18 protein-coding genes are annotated in these 16612 nt (G+C 68.0%); 10 read left to right on the forward strand and 8 right to left on the reverse strand.

What is annotated here, in order from left to right; translation table 11 throughout:
* Positions 1-128: 128 nt before the first annotated feature.
* Both CJ301_RS12195 and CJ301_RS12200 read left to right on the forward strand, forming a co-directional pair.
* The gene (locus CJ301_RS12195) at positions 129-563 is read left to right on the forward strand and encodes an FKBP-type peptidyl-prolyl cis-trans isomerase (protein WP_099277684.1); all 435 of its coding nucleotides are present in this window, start codon (positions 129-131) and stop codon (positions 561-563) included.
* Positions 564-659: 96 nt separating this feature from the next.
* Complete coding sequence (locus tag CJ301_RS12200; protein ID WP_099277686.1) at positions 660-983, forward strand: YnfA family protein; 324 nt, start codon at positions 660-662, stop codon at positions 981-983.
* Here CJ301_RS12200 and CJ301_RS12205 read toward each other — a convergent pair.
* The 4 genes from CJ301_RS12205 to fabA form a co-directional block, all read right to left on the reverse strand.
* Positions 980-1408, reverse strand: a complete 429-nt coding sequence (locus CJ301_RS12205) for a VOC family protein (RefSeq protein WP_099277687.1) — start codon at positions 1406-1408, stop codon at positions 980-982. The genes CJ301_RS12200 and CJ301_RS12205 overlap by 4 nt on opposite strands.
* A 64-nt stretch (positions 1409-1472) precedes the next feature.
* On the reverse strand, positions 1473-2258 hold the full coding sequence (locus CJ301_RS12210; RefSeq protein ID WP_099277688.1) for an enoyl-ACP reductase FabI: 786 nt from the start codon (positions 2256-2258) through the stop codon (positions 1473-1475).
* A gap of 22 nt (positions 2259-2280) precedes the next feature.
* Entirely contained in the window at positions 2281-3510 is a 1230-nt protein-coding gene (gene fabB / locus CJ301_RS12215; RefSeq protein WP_099277689.1) for a beta-ketoacyl-ACP synthase I, read from the reverse strand.
* Positions 3511-3531: 21 nt separating this feature from the next.
* Positions 3532-4041 (reverse strand): bifunctional 3-hydroxydecanoyl-ACP dehydratase/trans-2-decenoyl-ACP isomerase, encoded by a 510-nt coding sequence (fabA, locus tag CJ301_RS12220; protein ID WP_099277690.1) that lies wholly within the window; start codon positions 4039-4041, stop codon positions 3532-3534.
* Positions 4042-4202: 161 nt separating this feature from the next.
* On the opposite strand from fabA, the gene irr reads away from it, so the two are divergent.
* From irr to CJ301_RS12240, 4 genes are all read left to right on the forward strand, one after another.
* Positions 4203-4628 carry a Fur family transcriptional regulator Irr gene (gene irr, locus CJ301_RS12225; RefSeq protein WP_099277691.1) on the forward strand — a complete coding sequence of 142 codons (426 nt, stop codon included), beginning with the start codon at positions 4203-4205 and terminating at the stop codon, positions 4626-4628.
* Between the two features lie 178 nt (positions 4629-4806).
* Positions 4807-5622, forward strand: a complete 816-nt coding sequence (gene proC / locus CJ301_RS12230; RefSeq protein WP_099277692.1) for a pyrroline-5-carboxylate reductase — start codon at positions 4807-4809, stop codon at positions 5620-5622.
* Positions 5615-5968: a tRNA-binding protein gene (locus tag CJ301_RS12235; protein WP_099277693.1), complete on the forward strand. Its 354-nt coding sequence runs from the start codon at positions 5615-5617 to the stop codon at positions 5966-5968. The genes proC and CJ301_RS12235 overlap by 8 nt, the downstream gene beginning before the upstream one ends.
* Positions 5965-6927 carry a 2-hydroxyacid dehydrogenase gene (locus tag CJ301_RS12240; protein WP_099277694.1) on the forward strand — a complete coding sequence of 321 codons (963 nt, stop codon included), beginning with the start codon at positions 5965-5967 and terminating at the stop codon, positions 6925-6927. The genes CJ301_RS12235 and CJ301_RS12240 overlap by 4 nt, the downstream gene beginning before the upstream one ends.
* Before the next feature lie 3 nt (positions 6928-6930).
* Here CJ301_RS12240 and CJ301_RS12245 read toward each other — a convergent pair whose 3' ends face one another.
* From CJ301_RS12245 to carB, 3 genes are all read right to left on the reverse strand, one after another.
* The gene (locus CJ301_RS12245; protein ID WP_099277695.1) at positions 6931-7515 is read right to left on the reverse strand and encodes a thymidine kinase; all 585 of its coding nucleotides are present in this window, start codon (positions 7513-7515) and stop codon (positions 6931-6933) included.
* A gap of 92 nt (positions 7516-7607) precedes the next feature.
* Positions 7608-8192 (reverse strand): HPF/RaiA family ribosome-associated protein, encoded by a 585-nt coding sequence (locus tag CJ301_RS12250; protein ID WP_099277696.1) that lies wholly within the window; start codon positions 8190-8192, stop codon positions 7608-7610.
* Between the two features lie 63 nt (positions 8193-8255).
* Positions 8256-11585: a carbamoyl-phosphate synthase large subunit gene (gene carB, locus CJ301_RS12255; RefSeq protein ID WP_099277697.1), complete on the reverse strand. Its 3330-nt coding sequence runs from the start codon at positions 11583-11585 to the stop codon at positions 8256-8258.
* A gap of 180 nt (positions 11586-11765) precedes the next feature.
* Here carB and CJ301_RS12260 point away from each other — a divergent pair, with 180 nt between their 5' ends.
* The 3 genes from CJ301_RS12260 (at position 11766) to aspS (ending at position 15373) form a co-directional block, all read left to right on the forward strand.
* The gene (locus CJ301_RS12260; RefSeq protein WP_099277698.1) at positions 11766-12878 is read left to right on the forward strand and encodes an aminodeoxychorismate synthase component I; all 1113 of its coding nucleotides are present in this window, start codon (positions 11766-11768) and stop codon (positions 12876-12878) included.
* Between the two features lie 39 nt (positions 12879-12917).
* Positions 12918-13523: an aminotransferase class IV family protein gene (locus CJ301_RS12265; protein WP_099277699.1), complete on the forward strand. Its 606-nt coding sequence runs from the start codon at positions 12918-12920 to the stop codon at positions 13521-13523.
* A gap of 74 nt (positions 13524-13597) precedes the next feature.
* On the forward strand, positions 13598-15373 hold the full coding sequence (gene aspS / locus CJ301_RS12270; RefSeq protein ID WP_099277700.1) for an aspartate--tRNA ligase: 1776 nt from the start codon (positions 13598-13600) through the stop codon (positions 15371-15373).
* Between the two features lie 82 nt (positions 15374-15455).
* Here the strand turns inward: aspS and CJ301_RS12275 are convergent, their stop codons facing one another.
* The gene (locus CJ301_RS12275) at positions 15456-15815 is read right to left on the reverse strand and encodes a diacylglycerol kinase (protein WP_099277701.1); all 360 of its coding nucleotides are present in this window, start codon (positions 15813-15815) and stop codon (positions 15456-15458) included.
* A gap of 137 nt (positions 15816-15952) precedes the next feature.
* Here CJ301_RS12275 and trhA point away from each other — a divergent pair, with 137 nt between their 5' ends.
* A complete protein-coding gene (trhA, locus tag CJ301_RS12280) occupies positions 15953-16609 on the forward strand; it encodes a PAQR family membrane homeostasis protein TrhA (RefSeq protein ID WP_099277702.1) in 657 nt (218 codons plus the stop codon).
* Positions 16610-16612: the final 3 nt, after the last annotated feature.

Raw genomic sequence — 16612 nt, forward strand, 5'->3', positions numbered from 1 at the left:
GGCTTCTGGGGGCGATCGGGTTGCGAATTGGGCGCAGTCTTCCTACCTAGGGGGGGACAGACGAGGAGCACCCGCCAGACGCGGCCTCCGGAAATTCACCCCCACGATCCCAGTTCAAGGAGAGGCTCATGACGCAAGTCAAGCAGGGCGACACCGTGCGCATCCATTACACCGGCACTCTGAATGACGGCCAGACCTTCGATTCGAGCGAGGGCCGCGACCCGCTCGAATTCCAGGTCGGCTCGGGCCAGATCATTCCCGGTCTCGACAGCGCCATGCCCGGCATGGAAGTCGGCGAGAAGAAGACCGTCGAGGTCGCCTGCGACAACGCCTATGGCCAGCCCGACCCGAACGCCCGCCAGGCCGTGCCGCGCGATTCGATCCCGGCCGACATCCCGACCGATCCGGGCACCCGCCTGCAGATGCAGACCCCGCAGGGCCAGGTCGTGCCGGTCACCGTGATCGAGGCCAATGAAGAGCAGGTCGTGCTCGATGCGAACCACCCGCTTGCCGGTCAGGACCTGACCTTCAATGTCGAGCTCGTGGGCGTCGACCCGGCCTGATCTCGGGCTTCGAACATCCGGGAAAGGCCCCGGCAGCGTGCGCTGCCGGGGCCTTTTTCATGTGACATCCCGACCCGTGGAGGCGAAGAAGGGGCCATGCCGATCCTGCCGCTCTACCTCCTTGCCGCCCTGCTCGAAATCTCCGGCTGCTTCGCGGTCTGGGCCTGGTGGCGGGCAGGGGGCTCGGCGCTGTGGCTGATCCCCGGGGCCGCCGCGCTGGCGGGCTTTGCGCTGCTGCTGGCGCTCAGCCCCGCCGCCTTCGCGGGAAGGGCCTTCGCGGCCTATGGCGGGGTCTATATCGCGGCCTCTCTGGGCTGGCTCTGGATCGCGGAAGGCCAACGCCCCGACCGTTTCGACGCGGGCGGGGCGCTCCTATGCCTGATCGGCGCGGCGCTGATCCTCTGGGGGCCGCGCGGCTAGTCTTTCTGTGCCGCCATCGCGGCCTGCATCTTTTCGGCGTCCATCCAGCCGGTCTCCAGCACGTTGCCGTCCGGGTCGCGGATGGTGCGGCCATACATGACATCGCCGTGCTCGACCGTCTTGCCGGTGTCGCTGCCGCCCTGCGCCACCGCCGCCTCGACGATGGCGTCGACCGCGTCGCGGCTCTCGCGCGGGATCGCCACCAGAACCCCGACCGTCTCGTGCGGATCGGCGACGGGGCCGGGGGCGAAGCCGGCGAAGGTTTCGCGGTCGAGCAGCATCAGGCAGACGCCATCGGTCACGCGGATGCAGGTGGTTTGATCGCCGGTGAACTGCGCCACAACGGAAAAGCCCAAGCCCTCGTAGAAGGTGCGGGCGCGGGCGGCGTCCTTCACGGGCAGGTTGATGAAGACGTCCTGTGACATGGAAAGGCTCGCGACAGGGGAAACCTGCCGCGAGCCTAAACCCGTTGCGCTTTCGCGCAAGTCTTCAGATGTTCTCGCTCTGGGGCATGCCCAGCACGTGGTAGCCGCCATCGACATGCACGATCTCGCCGGTGGTGCAGGCCGCCGCATCCGAGCAGAGGTAGAGCGCCGTGCCGCCCACCGCCTCGAGCGTGGCGTTGGCGCGCAGGGGCGCGTTGGCGTCGGTGTGCTTGAAGGTCTTGCGCGCGCCGCCGATCGCGGCGCCCGCCAGCGTCTTCATCGGCCCGGGCGAGACCGCGTTGACGCGGATGCCCTCGGGGCCGAGATCGTTGGCGAGGTAGCGCACGCTGGCCTCCAGCGCCGCCTTGGCCACGCCCATGACGTTGTAGAAGGGCGTCACCTTGTTCGAGCCCTGATAGGTCAGGGTGATGATCGAGCCGCCGGCGCTCATCAGCGGATGGGCGCGGCGGGCGATGTCGATCAGCGAGTAGCAGGAGATGTCGAGCGAGTTGCGGAAGTTCTCGCGGCTGGTGTTGATGAAGCGGCCCGTCAGCTCGTCCTTGTTGGAATAGGCGATGGCGTGGACCACGAAATCGAGCCGGCCCCAGCGCTCCTCGATCTTCTTGAAGGCCGCGTCGAGCGAGGCGTCGTCGGTGACGTCCACGTCGAGCAGGAAGTCCGAGTTGAGCTGCGCCACGAGCGGCGCGACGCGCCGCCCGAAGGTCTCGCCCTGATAGGAGAAGGCCATCTCGGCCCCCGCGCCATGCAGCGCCTTGGCGATGCCCCAGGCGATCGACCGGTCGTTCGCGACCCCCATGACAAGGCCGCGCTTGCCCACCATCGACATCATGTCCGTCTCTCCCGCCTCTGCGTCAGTCGTCGTAGCGGGACAGCAGCATCGAGCCGTTGGTGCCGCCGAATCCGAAGCTGTTGGTCATCACCGTGTCGAGCCCGGCATTCTCGCGCAGCTCGGTCGCGATCTCGCCTTCGTTGATCCCCTCGGCGAGGTTCTCGACATTGATCGAGGGCGCGATGTAGTCGCCCTTGAGCATCAGCAGGCAATAGATCGCCTCCTGCGCGCCGGTCGCACCCTGGCTGTGGCCGGTCATCGACTTGGTCGAGGAGATCGGCGGGGTGGAGCCCTCGCCGAAGACGCGGCGCACCGCCTCGACCTCGCCCACGTCGCCCACGGGCGTCGAGGTGCCATGCGCGTTGATGTAGCCGACCTTGCGCCCTTCGGGCAGGGTGTTCAGCGCCAGCCGCATCGCCCGCTCGCCGCCTTCGCCGGAGGGGGCCACCATGTCGTGCCCGTCCGAGGTCGCGGCGAAGCCGGTCACCTCGGCATAGATCCTAGCGCCGCGGGCGCGGGCGTGCTCGAGATCCTCGAGCACCACCATGCCGCCGCCGCCCGCGATGACGAAGCCGTCGCGGTCGCGATCAAACGCACGGCTGGCCTTTTCGGGCGTGTCGTTGAACTTCGAGGACATCGCGCCCATCGCGTCGAAGAGGCAGGACAGGGTCCAGTCCAGCTCTTCGCCGCCGCCGGCGAACATCACGTCCTGCTTGCCCATGACGATCTGCTCGGCGGCCGCGCCGATGCAGTGCAGCGAGGTCGAGCAGGCCGAGGTGATCGAGTAGTTGATGCCCTTGATCGAATAGGCGGTCGAGAGGTTCGCCGAGACGGTCGAGGACATGCCGCGCGGCACCATGAGCGGGCCGATGCGCTTGGGCGAGCCCGATTTCAGCACGGTCTGGTGCGCGGCGAAGAGGTTCGAGGTCGAAGGCCCGCCCGAGCCCGCGATCAGGCCGGTGCGCTCGTTCGAGATCTCGGCCTCCTCGAGCCCGGCATCGGCGATGGCCTGGCGCATCGAGAGATAGGCATAGCCCGCGCCCGGCCCCATGAAGCGCAGGGTGCGCTTGTCGATCTCTTCCTTGAGATCGACCTTGAGCGTGCCCGCGACACGGCTGCGAAAGCCGTATTCGGCCATTTCCTCGGAGGCCTCGATGCCGGAGCGGCCGGCGCGCAGCGCGGCGTCCACTTCTTCGGCGGAGTTTCCGATGGGCGAGACGACCCCGAGGCCGGTGACGACGACGCGACGCATGGCGCCTCCTTCCTTGTCCGGTCAGCTCTCGGAGAGAGCGACCTTCATGTCCTTGACGAGATAGATGGTCTCACCATCGGCTTCGACGCGGCCATCGGCGACGCCCATGGTCAGCCGGCGGGTCTGCACCGCCTTGGTGAAATCCACGTGGTAGGTAAGCTTCTTGCGATCCGGGCGCACCATGCCGGTGAGCTTGACCTCGCCGACGCCGAGCGCGTAGCCGCGGCCCTTCCAGCCGCGCCAGCCGAGGTTGAAGCCGGTGAGCTGCCACAGCCCGTCGAGCCCGAGGCAGCCGGGCATGATCGGGTTGCCGGGGAAGTGGCATTCGAAGAACCACAGGTCCGGCTTGATGTCGAACTCGGCGGTGATGTGGCCCTTGCCGTGCTCGCCGCGGTCGGCCGAGACATCAGTGATGCGGTCCATCATCAGCATCGGCGGCTCGGGAAGCTGGGCGTTGCCTTCGCCGAACAGTTCACCGCGCGCGCATTTCAGGAGCGCGTCCTTGTCGAACTGGGTCGGATATTCTGACATGTGGCCCCGTCGGTTGCTCGTTGTTTGTCTGACCCAAGGCTCTAGCATCGCGGCGCGCGCGAGGGCAAGGGCGGCAGCATCGCGGCGCGCGCGAAGGCAAGGGCGGCGCGATGCAGGGCCACATTGAAATCCCGCGCGATAAAGGGCATATCTATCGGGTCATGACGCAAACGCCCCACCCCCCCGCCCGCCGCGGCGCCGACTGGCTGGCCACCGCCGGGCTGCGCCCGACGCGCCAGCGGCTCGCGCTCGCCACGCTGCTGGTGGGCGACGGGCAGAACCGCCACGTCACCGCCGAAAGCCTGTTCGAGGCGGCGTCGCGCTCGGGCCACAAGGTCTCGCTCGCCACGGTCTACAACACGCTCTCGGCCTTTTGCGCCGCCGGGCTGATGCGCGAGATCACGGTGGATGGCTCCAAGAGCTATTTCGACACCGACATGACCGATCACCCGCATTTCTACTGGGAGGACGAGGCGCGCCTGTCGGATGCGCCTTCCGAGCAGCTGGAGATCTCGCGCCTGCCCGATGCGCCCGACGGCGCGGAGATCGCCAAGGTCGACGTGGTGATCCGGCTGCGCCGCCGCTGAGCGTTCGGCGGCCTCGGCCCCGAGGCGGCCGGGCTGTCGCAGGCGAGGCGTCTCCCTTTCATCTTTCTTCAAATACGCAAGGCCCGCCGCCGGCCCCGGGCGCTGCCTTCGGGTCATCTGCTTGCAGCTTCGCGTCCGCGCGCCTAGCCTCCGGCGCAAACTCAAAGGAGGTTGCGCCATGCAGATGGATGAAGTCGCGCGCCGGGGCCTCGTGCTCCTTGGTTGCGGCAAGATGGGTTCGGCGATGCTGGCGGGCTGGCTCGATGGCGGGCTGCCCAAGACGTCGGTCACCGTGCTCGACCCCAAGCCCTCGGACTGGCTGCAAAACCAGGGCATCCGCCTGAACGAGGATCTGCCCGAGGACCCGGCGATCGTCCTCGTCGCGGTCAAGCCGCAGATGATGGGCGACGCGCTGCCCTCGATGCAGGCCAAGGGCAACGGCACGACGCTGTTCGTCTCGGTCGCCGCCGGCACGCCGATTTCCAGGTTCGAGGACGCGCTGGGCGAGAAGACCCCGATCGTGCGCGCCATGCCCAACACGCCTTCGGCGATCGGGCGCGGCATCACCGCGATCATCGGCAACGCGCATGCGACGGCCGAGCAGGTCGATCTCGCCGAGGAGCTTCTGAAGGCGGTGGGGCAGGTCGTCCGGCTCGAGAGCGAAGATCAGATGGACGGCGTGACGGCGGTCTCCGGCTCCGGCCCGGCTTACGTGTTCCACCTGATCGAGACGATGGCCAAGGCGGGCGAGGAGCAGGGGCTCAGCTCCGAGCTGGCGCTGCGGCTGGCCTCGGCCACGGTGGCGGGGGCGGGCGCGCTGGCGGATGGCTCGAACGAGCATCCCGGCAAGCTGCGCGAGAACGTGACCTCGCCCAACGGCACGACGCAGGCCGCGCTCGACGTTCTGATGAACGAGACCGACGGTTTCCCGGTGCTCCTGAGCCGGGCGCTCAAGGCCGCCGCCGACCGCTCGCGCGAGCTTGCGAATGGGTGAGGCGGTGGCCCCTGAGATCGTCTTCGACGACTTCGCCCGCGTGGACATCCGCGCGGGCATGGTGACCCGCGCGGAGCCCTACCCGGAAGCGCGCAGGCCCGCGATCAAGATGTGGATCGATTTCGGCCCCGAGATCGGCGAGAAGCGCTCTTCGGCGCAGGTCACCGAGCATTACGACCCGGCGGATCTCGAAGGGCGGCAGGTGCTTGCGGTGGTGAACTTTCCGCCGCGCCAGATCGGCAAGTTCCTTTCCGAGGTGCTGGTGCTGGGCCTGCCGGATGCCGAAGGCGCGATCGTGCTGATCGGGCCGGACAAGCCGGTGCCGCAGGGAGGGCGGCTGTCATGACCAGGAAGGCATTGCTTGTCACGCGGCCCTTGCCGCAATCGGTGCTCGATGCCTGCACGAGGCATTTCGACACCACCTTCCGCGACGCCGATCGCGGCCTGACCGAGGCCGAGGCGGCGGAGGCGCTTGGCGCCTATGACGCGATCCTGTGCACACTGGGCGACCGGTTCACGGCAGATGCCTTCGCACAGGCGGGCGAAATCCGCTGCGGCGTGCTGGCCAATTTCGGCGTGGGCTACAACCATATCGACGCGGAGGCCGCGCGCGCGGCCGGTGTCGCGGTGTCGAACACGCCCGACACGGTGACGGATGCCACCGCCGATATCGGCATGACGCTGCTTCTGGCCACCGCGCGGCGCGCGGGCGAGGGCGAGCGGCTGGTGCGGGCGGGCGGCTGGACCGGCTGGGCGCCAACGCAGATGCTCGGCACGCATGTGACCGGCAAGACGGTGGGCATCGTCGGCATGGGCCGGATCGGTCAGGCGGTGGCCAAGCGCTGCGCGCTCGGCTTCGACATGCAGCTTCTGTATCACAGCCGCTCCTCCAAGGCGGTGCCGCTGCCGGCGATGCAGGTGGACGATCTCGAGGAATTGATGTCCTCGGCCGATTTCATCGTCGTCACCGTCCCCGCGACGCCCGAGACGCATCACCTGATCAGCCGCGAGATGATCGGGCTGATGAAGCCCGATGCCATCCTGATCAACATCGCGCGCGGCGACGTGGTCGACGAGGCGGCGCTGATCGAGGCGCTGGAGGCGGGCCGGATCGGCGGTGCGGGGCTCGACGTCTACGAGAACGAGCCGGAGGTGCCAGAGCGGCTCGCGAAGCTCGACAACGCGGTGCTGCTGCCGCATCTGGGGACGGCGGCCTTGGAGGTGCGCGAGGCGATGGGGCGGATGGCGCTCGACAATGCCTGCGCCTGGGCCAAGGGGCAGGCGCTGCCCAACCTCGTCAATTGAGGCTCACGCGGGGCGGTCGCCGATCGCCTCGCGGAAATGCCGCCGGCAGAGCGAGACGTAGCGGTCATTGCCGCCGATCTCGACCTGGTCGCCCGCCATGGCGACGCGGCCTTCGGCATCCTTGCGCACCACCATGGTCGCCTTGCGCCCGCAATGGCAGATGGTGCGCACCTCGCGCATTTCGTCGGCGAGCGCCAGAAGCGTGGCCGAGCCGGGAAACAGCTCACCGAGGAAATCGACGCGCAGACCGTAGCACATCACCGGCACGCGCAGATCATCGACCGCGCGGGCGAGCTGCCAGACCTGATCGGGCGAGAGGAACTGCGCCTCGTCGACGAAGACGCAGGCGCAGGGCGTTTTCAGCCGCGCCTGGATCTTCTCGAACAGGTCGTCACCCGCATCGAAGGTATCGGCCCGGCTGCCGATGCCGATCCGGCTCTTGATGAAGCCTTCGCCCGCGCGGTTGTCGAACTTGGCGGTGAGCAGGTAGGTCTGCATCCCCCGCTCGGCATAGTTGTGCGCGGCCTGCAACAGCACCGTCGACTTGCCGGCGTTCATGGTCGAGTAGTTGAAATAGAGCTTGGCCATGGGGCGGGGACATACAAAGGGCGGCGCGCCATGACAACGCGCCGCCCTCGTGCGTGGGGCGTTTTTCGTGAGGCCCGCGATCAGGCCCGCGATCAGGCCTGCGAGGGCACGTCGCCTTGAAGCTGCATCCTGCCGATCGGGCGCACGCTGGTTGCCTGCGGGCCCATGCCGTTCGGGCCGTCATCGACGATGGACAGCTCGACCGGCGTGTCCTCTTCGAGCTTCTCGAAGCCGTCCTCGGCGACGCTGGCCTTGTGGAACCAGATGTCGCGCCCGTCGAGGGTTTCGATAAAGCCGTATTCGGTGAAGAGCTGGCGCACCCGGCCCTGCGGCGGCCCCTCATGCGCCTTCACCTCGCCCTGCACCTTCTGGGCGGCGTGTTCGAGCTGGCGCTCCATGGCGTAGAAGGCGTCGCGCACGGCGAGGTAGGGGTCGTGCTTGTCGCCGTTCCCCGGGTCCTGGCTCACCACGAGCTCCTTGCCGGGCACGCGGCATTCGACGCGCACATGGTAGCCTTTCGGCCCGCCCTGGCTGCGGTTCGGAACCTCGACCACGACATGGCAGCTGGTGATGTGGTTGTGGAACCGCTCCAGCTTGGCCGCGCGTTCGCGGATCCGGGCCTCCAGCCCGTCGGAGCTGTCCATGTTGTGGAAGGCGATTTCGAGGGGGGTGTCCATGCGTCTCTCCCTTCTGCTTGGTAAGGGAGAAACGCATGGGTCATTGTGCCGTTCCGGCTGACGTCACGCCTGCAGCGAGCGCACGCCGACATCACCCTCGACGCGGGCCTTCATCGCCTGCGCCGCGGCTTGCGCGGCGGCGGCGGTGGTGAAGTAGGGGATCTTGGCGTGCAGCGCCGCGGAGCGGATGTCGCGGCTGTCCTCGATCGCCTGCGCGCCCTCGGTGGTGTTCATCACCAGCGCCACATGCCCGTCTTTCAGCCGGTCGACGATGGTGAGCCCGCCCTCGTAGAGCTTGTTGACCAGCTCGGCCTCGATGCCGTTCTCCTTGAGCCAAGCCAGCGTGCCGCGGGTGGCGAGGATGCTCAGCCCCAGATCGGTGACGATGCGCGCGGCTTCGGCCATGTCGGGCGTCTTGTCGCCGTCACGGATCGACAGGAAGACGCGGCCCTCGCGCGGCAGGTCGGAGCCCGCGCCCATCTGCGCCTTGAGGAACGCGAGCGCGAAGCTGCGATCCCAGCCCATCACCTCGCCGGTGGAGCGCATCTCCGGCCCGAGGATGGTGTCGACGCCGGGGAAGCGGGCGAAGGGCAGCACCGCTTCCTTGACCGAGAACCACGGCATGTTGGGGTCCGCGAGCGTCATCGGGTCGGCATAGGGCAGGTCGCTGTCGTAATCGACGTTCTCATAGGCCGGGCGGAAGGGGAAGGCCGAGAGCTTCTCGCCCGCCATGAGCCGCGCGGCGATGCTCGCGATGGCGCTGTCGGTCGCCTTGGCGACGAAGGGCACGGTGCGCGAGGCGCGCGGGTTCACCTCGATCAGGTAGACCTCGTCCTCCTTGACCGCGAACTGCACGTTCATCAGCCCGACCACGCCCAGCGCCTTGGCCAGCGCCTCGGCCTGACGGCGGATCTCGGCCTGGATCTCCTCGCTCAGCGAATGCGGCGGCAGGCAGCAGGCGCTGTCGCCCGAATGGACGCCCGCCTCCTCGATGTGCTGCATGATGCCCGCGACATGCACCTTCTCGCCGTCGCAAAGCGCATCCACGTCCACCTCGGTCGCGCCCGAGAGGTAGCTGTCGAGCAGCACCGGGCTCTTGCCCGAGACCACCACCGCGTCGCGGATGTAGCGCTTGAGGTGATCCATGTCGCGGACGATCTCCATCGCCCGGCCGCCCAGCACGTAAGACGGGCGGATCACCAGCGGGAAGCCGATCTTTTCGGCGATCTCGAGCGCCTGCTCGTCGGTCGCGGCGATGCCGTTCCTGGGCTGCTTGAGGCCGAGCCGGTTGACGAGGTCCTGAAAGCGCTCGCGATCCTCGGCGAGGTCGATCGCGTCGGGGCTGGTGCCGAGGATCGGGATGCCTTCGGCCTCGAGCGCATTGGCGAGCTTCAGCGGCGTCTGGCCGCCGAACTGCACGATCACGCCGTGCAGCGTGCCGTTCTCCTGCTCGACCCGCAGGATCTCCATGACGTGCTCGAAGGTCAGCGGCTCGAAATAGAGCCGGTCCGAGGTGTCGTAATCGGTCGAGACGGTCTCGGGGTTGCAGTTGACCATGATGGTCTCGTAGCCCGCATCGGTCAGCGCGAAGCAGGCGTGGCAGCAGCAGTAGTCGAACTCGATGCCCTGGCCGATCCGGTTCGGACCGCCGCCCAGGATCACGACCTTCTTGCGGTCCGAGGGGCGCGCCTCGTCCTCGACCTCGCCCATCACCGGGGTCTCGTAGGTCGAATACATGTAGGGCGTCTGCGCCTCGAACTCGGCCGCGCAGGTGTCGATCCGCTTGAACACCGCCGTCACGCCGAGATTGCGGCGCGCGCGGCGGATGTCGTTCTCGTCGCGGCCCGTGAGGGTGGCGAGGCGGGCATCGGTGAAGCCCATCATCTTGAGATGGCGCAGCCCGGCCTCATCGGTGGGCAGGCCGTCGCGGCGGATCCCGTTCTCGGTTTCGACGATCTCGCGGATGCGGTCGAGGAACCACGGGTCGAACTTGGTCACCGCCTGGATCTCGTCGTTCGACAGCCCCTCGCGCATCGCCTGGGCGATGACGCGGATGCGGTCGGGGGTGGTCTTCGACAGCGCCTTGGTGATGGCGGCGCGGTCGGGCGCGCCCGCGATCTCGATCTCGTCGAAGCCGGTGAGGCCCGTCTCCATCGAGGCCAGCGCCTTTTGGAAGGATTCGTGGAAGGTCCGGCCGATCGCCATCGCCTCGCCCACCGATTTCATCGCGGTGGTGAGATGCGGCTCGGAGCCGGGGAATTTCTCGAAGGCGAAGCGCGGGATCTTGGTGACGACATAGTCGATGGTCGGCTCGAAGCTCGCCGGCGTGACCTTGGTGATGTCGTTGTCGAGCTCGTCGAGCGTGTAGCCCACGGCGAGCTTGGCCGCGATCTTGGCGATCGGGAAGCCGGTGGCCTTGGAGGCCAGCGCCGAGGAGCGCGAGACGCGCGGGTTCATCTCGATCACCACCATGCGGCCGTCATCGGGGTTCACCGCCCATTGCACATTGGAGCCGCCGGTTTCGACGCCGATCTCGCGCAGCACGGCGATCGAGCCGTTGCGCATGTGCTGGTATTCGCGGTCGGTCAGGGTCAGCGCGGGGGCGACGGTGATCGAATCACCGGTATGCACGCCCATCGGGTCGACGTTCTCGATGGCGCAGACGATGATGGCGTTGTCGGCGCGGTCGCGCACGACTTCCATCTCGTATTCCTTCCAGCCGAGCAGGCTTTCGTCGACGAGGATCTGGCCCACGGGCGAGGCGTCCATGCCGGTGCGGCAGTAATGCTCGTATTCGGCGCGGTTGTAGGCGACGCCGCCGCCCGTTCCGCCCAGCGTGAAGGCGGGGCGGATGATCGCCGGCAGGCCGATCTCCTCGAGCGCCTCGATGGCGAGGGAAACGCCCGCGTTCAGGTCGCGCTTGCCATTGTCGAGCTTGGGCGCGGTGACGATGGTGGCCTTTGGGTTTTCCAGCCCGATCCGGTCCATCGCCTCGCGAAAGAGCTTGCGGTCCTCGGCCATTTCGATGGCTTCGCGCCGGGCGCCGATCATCTCGACGCCGAACTTTTCCAGCACGCCCATATCGGCCAGCGCGAGAGAGGTGTTGAGGCCGGTCTGCCCGCCCATGGTCGGCAAGAGCGCGTCGGGGCGCTCCTTTTCGATGATCTTGGCGACGACCTCGGGGGTGATCGGCTCGATATAGGTGGCGTCGGCGAGGCCGGGATCGGTCATGATCGTGGCGGGGTTGGAGTTGACGAGGATGACCCGGTAGCCTTCCTCGCGCAGCGCCTTGCAGGCTTGCGCGCCCGAGTAATCGAACTCGCAGGCCTGGCCGATGACGATCGGCCCCGCGCCGATGATCATGATCGAGCGGATATCGGTTCTTTTCGGCATGGGACCCTCGTGTTTCTCGCGCCGCCTCAGGGAGGGGGGCCGCGCAAATCGTCGCGGTTATAGACATGGGCCGCCCCAGCGCAAGGCCTTGCGGTCCCGCTAGGGAAGGCAATCGCATCGCCCCCTGTCGCAGGGGGGCCGGTCGATGTATCGGGAGGGCGCAAAAGAGTGTGGGCGAACATGCGGATCGGCTTCGACAAGGGCCCCGGTGGCGGGGCGGTGCGGTTTTCGCGGCCCCGGCGGCTGATCGAGGCGTGGCGGCCCGCGGGCGTGCCGCTGGCGCTCGCGGCGCTCGACGCCGCGCGGGCCGAGGGGGCGTGGGTCTCGGGCTATGCGAGCTATGAGCTGGGCTATGCGTTGGAGCGGCGGCTTCTGCCCCTGATGCCCGAGCACCGCCGCCTGCCGCTCCTGCGCTTCGGCGTGTTCGAGGATGGCCCCGAAGCCTGGCAGCCCGAGGCCGGGCCAGCCCGTTTGGGCAAATTCGCGCCGCGCTGGAGTGCGGAAGATCACCGGGCGGCGCTCGACCGGGTGCGCGGCTATATCGGCGCGGGCGACATCTACCAAGCGAACCTGACCTTTCCGCTCGACGCCGCGTGTTCGGGCCGCCCGGAGGCGCTCTTTGCGGCTCTGTCGCGCGGTCAGCCGGTGGCGCATGGCGCGCTGGTGGAGCAGGAGGGTCTGCCCGCGCTGATCTCGCGTTCGCCGGAGCTGTTCTTCGCCACCGACGGGGCAGGGGGCATCGAGACGCGCCCGATGAAGGGCACGCGCCCGAGGGGCGCGACCGAGGAAGAAGACGCGGCCCACCGGGCGTTTCTCACCGCCGACGAGAAGAACCGCGCCGAGAACCTGATGATCGTCGATCTGCTGCGCAATGATCTTTCGCGCGTTGCCGTGCCCGGCACGGTCGCGGTGCCGCGTCTGTTCGATGTCGAGACCTATGCCTCGGTGCACCAGATGGTGAGCCATGTCACCGCGCGGCTCGCGCCGGGCGCGGGGCTGGGGGCGATCATGGCGGCGCTGTTTCCCTGCGGCTCGATCACCGGCGCGCCGAAGCTGCGCGCGATGGAGAACATCCGCGAGTTGGAGTCCTGGCCGCGCGAGGCCTATTGCGGCGCGATCGGCTGGGCCGCGCCCGATGGCCGGTCCTCGTTCAACGTGGCGATCCGCACGCTGATGGTCGAGGCGGGGCGCGCGACGCTCAATGTCGGCGGTGGCATCGTGTGGGACAGCGAGGCGGGTTCGGAATGGGACGAGGCGTTGTGGAAGACGCGCTTCGCCCGCATTCTGGGCTGAACCCCCGTTCATCTTTCTTCAAATACGCAAAGACCGCCGATGCCGCCCGAGACCCCGCCGAAGATCATAGAGACACTTGGCGTCCATCCCGGCGAGGGGCCGCGCCGCCTGAGCGCCCATCTCGACCGCATGGCGGGGACCGCGGCGGCGCTGGGCTATGCCTTCGACCGGGGCGAAGCGAAGGCCCTGTTCGAACTTGCGCCCGAGACCCCGCTGCGCTGCCGGCTGACGCTCGATGTGGCCGGTGCGCTGGAGCTGACCACCGCGCCCTTGGGGGCGACCCCGCCCGAGTGGCGCGTGGCGATCCATCCCCGGCGGCTCGACCCGAGCGATCCGTGGCTTTACCGCAAGACGACGCGCCGCGCGCTTTACGATGCCGCGCGGGCCGGGCTGCCCGAGGGCGTGGATGAGTGGCTGTTTCTCAACACGCGCGGCGAGCTTTGCGAAGGCACCATCACCAATCTCTTCACCGCCGAGCTGACGCCCGCGCTCTCCTGCGGGCTGCTGCCGGGCGTGCTTCGCGCGGAGCTGCTGGGGCAGGGGCGGCGCGAGGCGGTGCTGCGGCCCGGCAATCTGGAGGGGGCGCGGTTCTTCATGGGCAATTCGCTGCGCGGGCTGATCCCGGCGCGGCTCGTCGCGGCCTGACCCCTCGGCTTGCTTGACATCAAGCCCCCAACCCGGTGTATCGGCGCGACACCCGCCACAAGGGATATCCTTTCATGCACGCCTACCGCACCCATACCTGCGCCGCCCTGACCTCTGACAATGTCGGCGATACCGTCCGGCTGTCGGGCTGGGTGCATCGGATCCGCGACCATGGCGGCATCCTGTTCATCGACCTGCGCGATCATTACGGCATGACGCAGGTGCTGTGCGACCCCGACAGCGCCGCCTTTTCCGAGGTGGAGAAGCTGCGCTCCGAATGGTGCATCCGCATCGACGGCGAGGTGAAGGCGCGCGCGCCCGAGCTTGTGAACCCCAAGCTGCCCACCGGCGAGATCGAGGTCTTCGTGCGCGGCGTCGAGGTGCTCGGCGCGTCGAAGGAGCTGCCGCTTCAGGTCTTCGGCGATCAGGAATACCCCGAGGAGACGCGGCTCAAGTATCGTTACCTCGACCTGCGCCGCGAGCAGATGCAGGCCAACATGACGCTGCGCTCGGACGTGGTGCGCTCCATCCGCCAGCGGATGTGGGACCAGAACTTCCGCGAATACCAGACGCCGATCATCACCGCGTCCAGTCCCGAGGGCGCGCGCGACTTCCTCGTGCCGAGCCGCCTGCATCCGGGCAAGTTCTACGCGCTGCCGCAGGCGCCGCAGCAGTTCAAGCAGCTGCTGATGGTGTCGGGCTTCGACAAGTATTTCCAGATCGCGCCGTGCTTTCGCGACGAGGACCCGCGCGCCGACCGTTCGCCCACCGATTTCTACCAGCTCGACATGGAGATGAGCTTCGTCGAGCAGCAGGACGTGTTCGACACGATCCAGCCGGTGATGGCGGGCGTGTTCGAGGAGTTCGGCGGCGGCCGCAAGGTCGATCAGGAGTGGCCGCTCATTTCCTACAAGGATGCGGCGCTGTGGTACGGCACCGACAAGCCGGACCTGCGCAACCCGATCAAGATGCAGGACGTCTCCGAGCATTTCAAAGGCTCGGGCTTCGCGATCTTCGCCAAGCTCCTCGAGCAGGAGGGCACCGAGATCCGCGCCATTCCCGCGCCGACGGGTGGCAGCCGCAAGTTCTGCGACCGGATGAACGCCTTTGCCCAGAAGGAAGGCCTGCCGGGGATGGGCTACATCTTCTGGCGCGATCAGGGCAATGGCATGGAGGCCGCCGGTCCGCTCGCCAAGAACATCGGCCCCGAGCGCACCGAGGCGATCCGCGAGCAGCTGGGCCTCGGCGTCGGCGATGCGGCCTTCTTCCTCGGCGGCAAGCCCGAGGCCTTCGAGCGCGTGGCGGGCCGGGCGCGGGTGGTGATCGGCGAGGAGCTCGGCCTGACCGAGACCGACCGCTTCGCATTCGCGTGGATCGTCGACTTCCCGATGTACGAGAAGGATGACGAGGGCCGGATCGACTTTTCGCACAACCCCTTCTCGATGCCGCAGGGCGGGATGGAGGCGCTGCAGGGCGATCCCATGAAGGTGCTGGGCTACCAGTACGACCTTGCCTGCAACGGCTACGAGCTGATTTCGGGCGCGATCCGGAACCACAAGCCGGAGATCATGTTCAAGGCGTTCGAACTTGCCGGTTACGGCGAAGACGAAGTGCGCAAGCGCTTCGGCGGCATGGTCAACGCGTTCCAGTACGGCGCCCCGCCGCATGGCGGCTGTGCGGCGGGCATCGACCGGATGGTGATGCTCTTGGCCGATGAGGCGAACATCCGCGAGGTCATCCTCTTCCCGATGAACCAGCGGGCCGAGGACCTGATGATGGACGCGCCGTCCGAGCCCTCGAACGAGCAGCTGCGCGAGCTGCGGCTGCGGGTGCTACCGCCCGAGAGCTGATCGGCCCCGCCTGGATCGAAGAAGGCCGCGACCCCCGGTAGGGGCGCGGCCTTTCTCATGCGGGGGCGGTGTTTCACGTGTCTCAGAGCACCAGCCCGCCCAGAACGCAGAGCCATGCCAGCCCCACGGCGGCGCCCGCAACGGCCACGGCGGCGGAACCTGAATCCTTGGCCTGCTTGGCCAGCGCGCGGCGCTCCTCGCTCACATCGTCGACGACGCGCTCGATCGCGGTGTTGAGACATTCGAAGGCCAGCACCATGACACCGCCCATCAGCAGCATCCCCCGCTCGCCCGCCGTGATCGGCAGGGCGAAGGCCAGCGCGGCGGAGATGATGTTGGCCCACATCCATTGATGCAGGCTGCCCTCGGTGCGCCAGATGTGCTTGAGCCCCTGCCAGGACCACAGCGCGCGGATGCGCAATCTCTCGTAATGTTCGCGCATGTGCTCTCCCGGCGTGCCGCAGCCGCGACAATGACCCCGGCTCGCGGCGAAGCCAAGACAGCAACTCTTTGCCAATGGAGCGCGTTCCTATGCCGATGCCCCCTCGCGGAACCCGGCCAGCGCATTAGATTGGACCCATGACACCTCAGCACGAAGACTATCCCGCCTATGCCCGCTCCGAGCGCATCGCCGATGGCGTGATCCATGCCCTCGGCGTGATCTTCGCTCTGTCGGGCGCGGTGCTGCTCGTCGTGTTCTCGGCCCTGGCGGCAGAGGTCCGGGCCGAGCGCATCGCCGCCGTCGCGATCTATGGCGGCGCGCTGGTCGCGACCTTCTCGGCCTCGGCCTTCTACCACATGACGCCCTGGACCGGTCTGCGCCCGGTGCTGCGCCGGATCGACCACGCCGCGATCTATCTCAAGATCGCGGGCACCTATACGCCGCTGGTGGTGCTGATCGGCTCGGCCTTCGCCTATGGCGTGCTGGCGGTGGTCTGGATCGTGGCGCTGGGCGGGGCGATCGCCAAGCTGTTCTTCTGGAAAAGCCCCGGCAGGCTCGGTCCGACGCTCTACCTGCTGCTGGGCTGGCTCAGCGTGGCGCTGGTCTGGTCGCTGGCGCTGACCCTGCCCGTCGCCTCGACCGCGCTGGTGGTGATCGGCGGGCTGCTCTACTCGGCCGGGGTGATCTTCTTTCTGTGGGAAAAGCTGCGCTTTTCCAACGCGATCTGGCATGGCTTCGTGCTGGCCGCCTCGGCCTGCTTCTTTGCCGCGATCGCGATGGGGGTGCTCGGCTGAGCG

Origin of the sequence: Limimaricola cinnabarinus, assembly GCF_002723615.1 — a bacterium.
Lineage (GTDB): Bacteria > Pseudomonadota > Alphaproteobacteria > Rhodobacterales > Rhodobacteraceae > Limimaricola > Limimaricola cinnabarinus_B.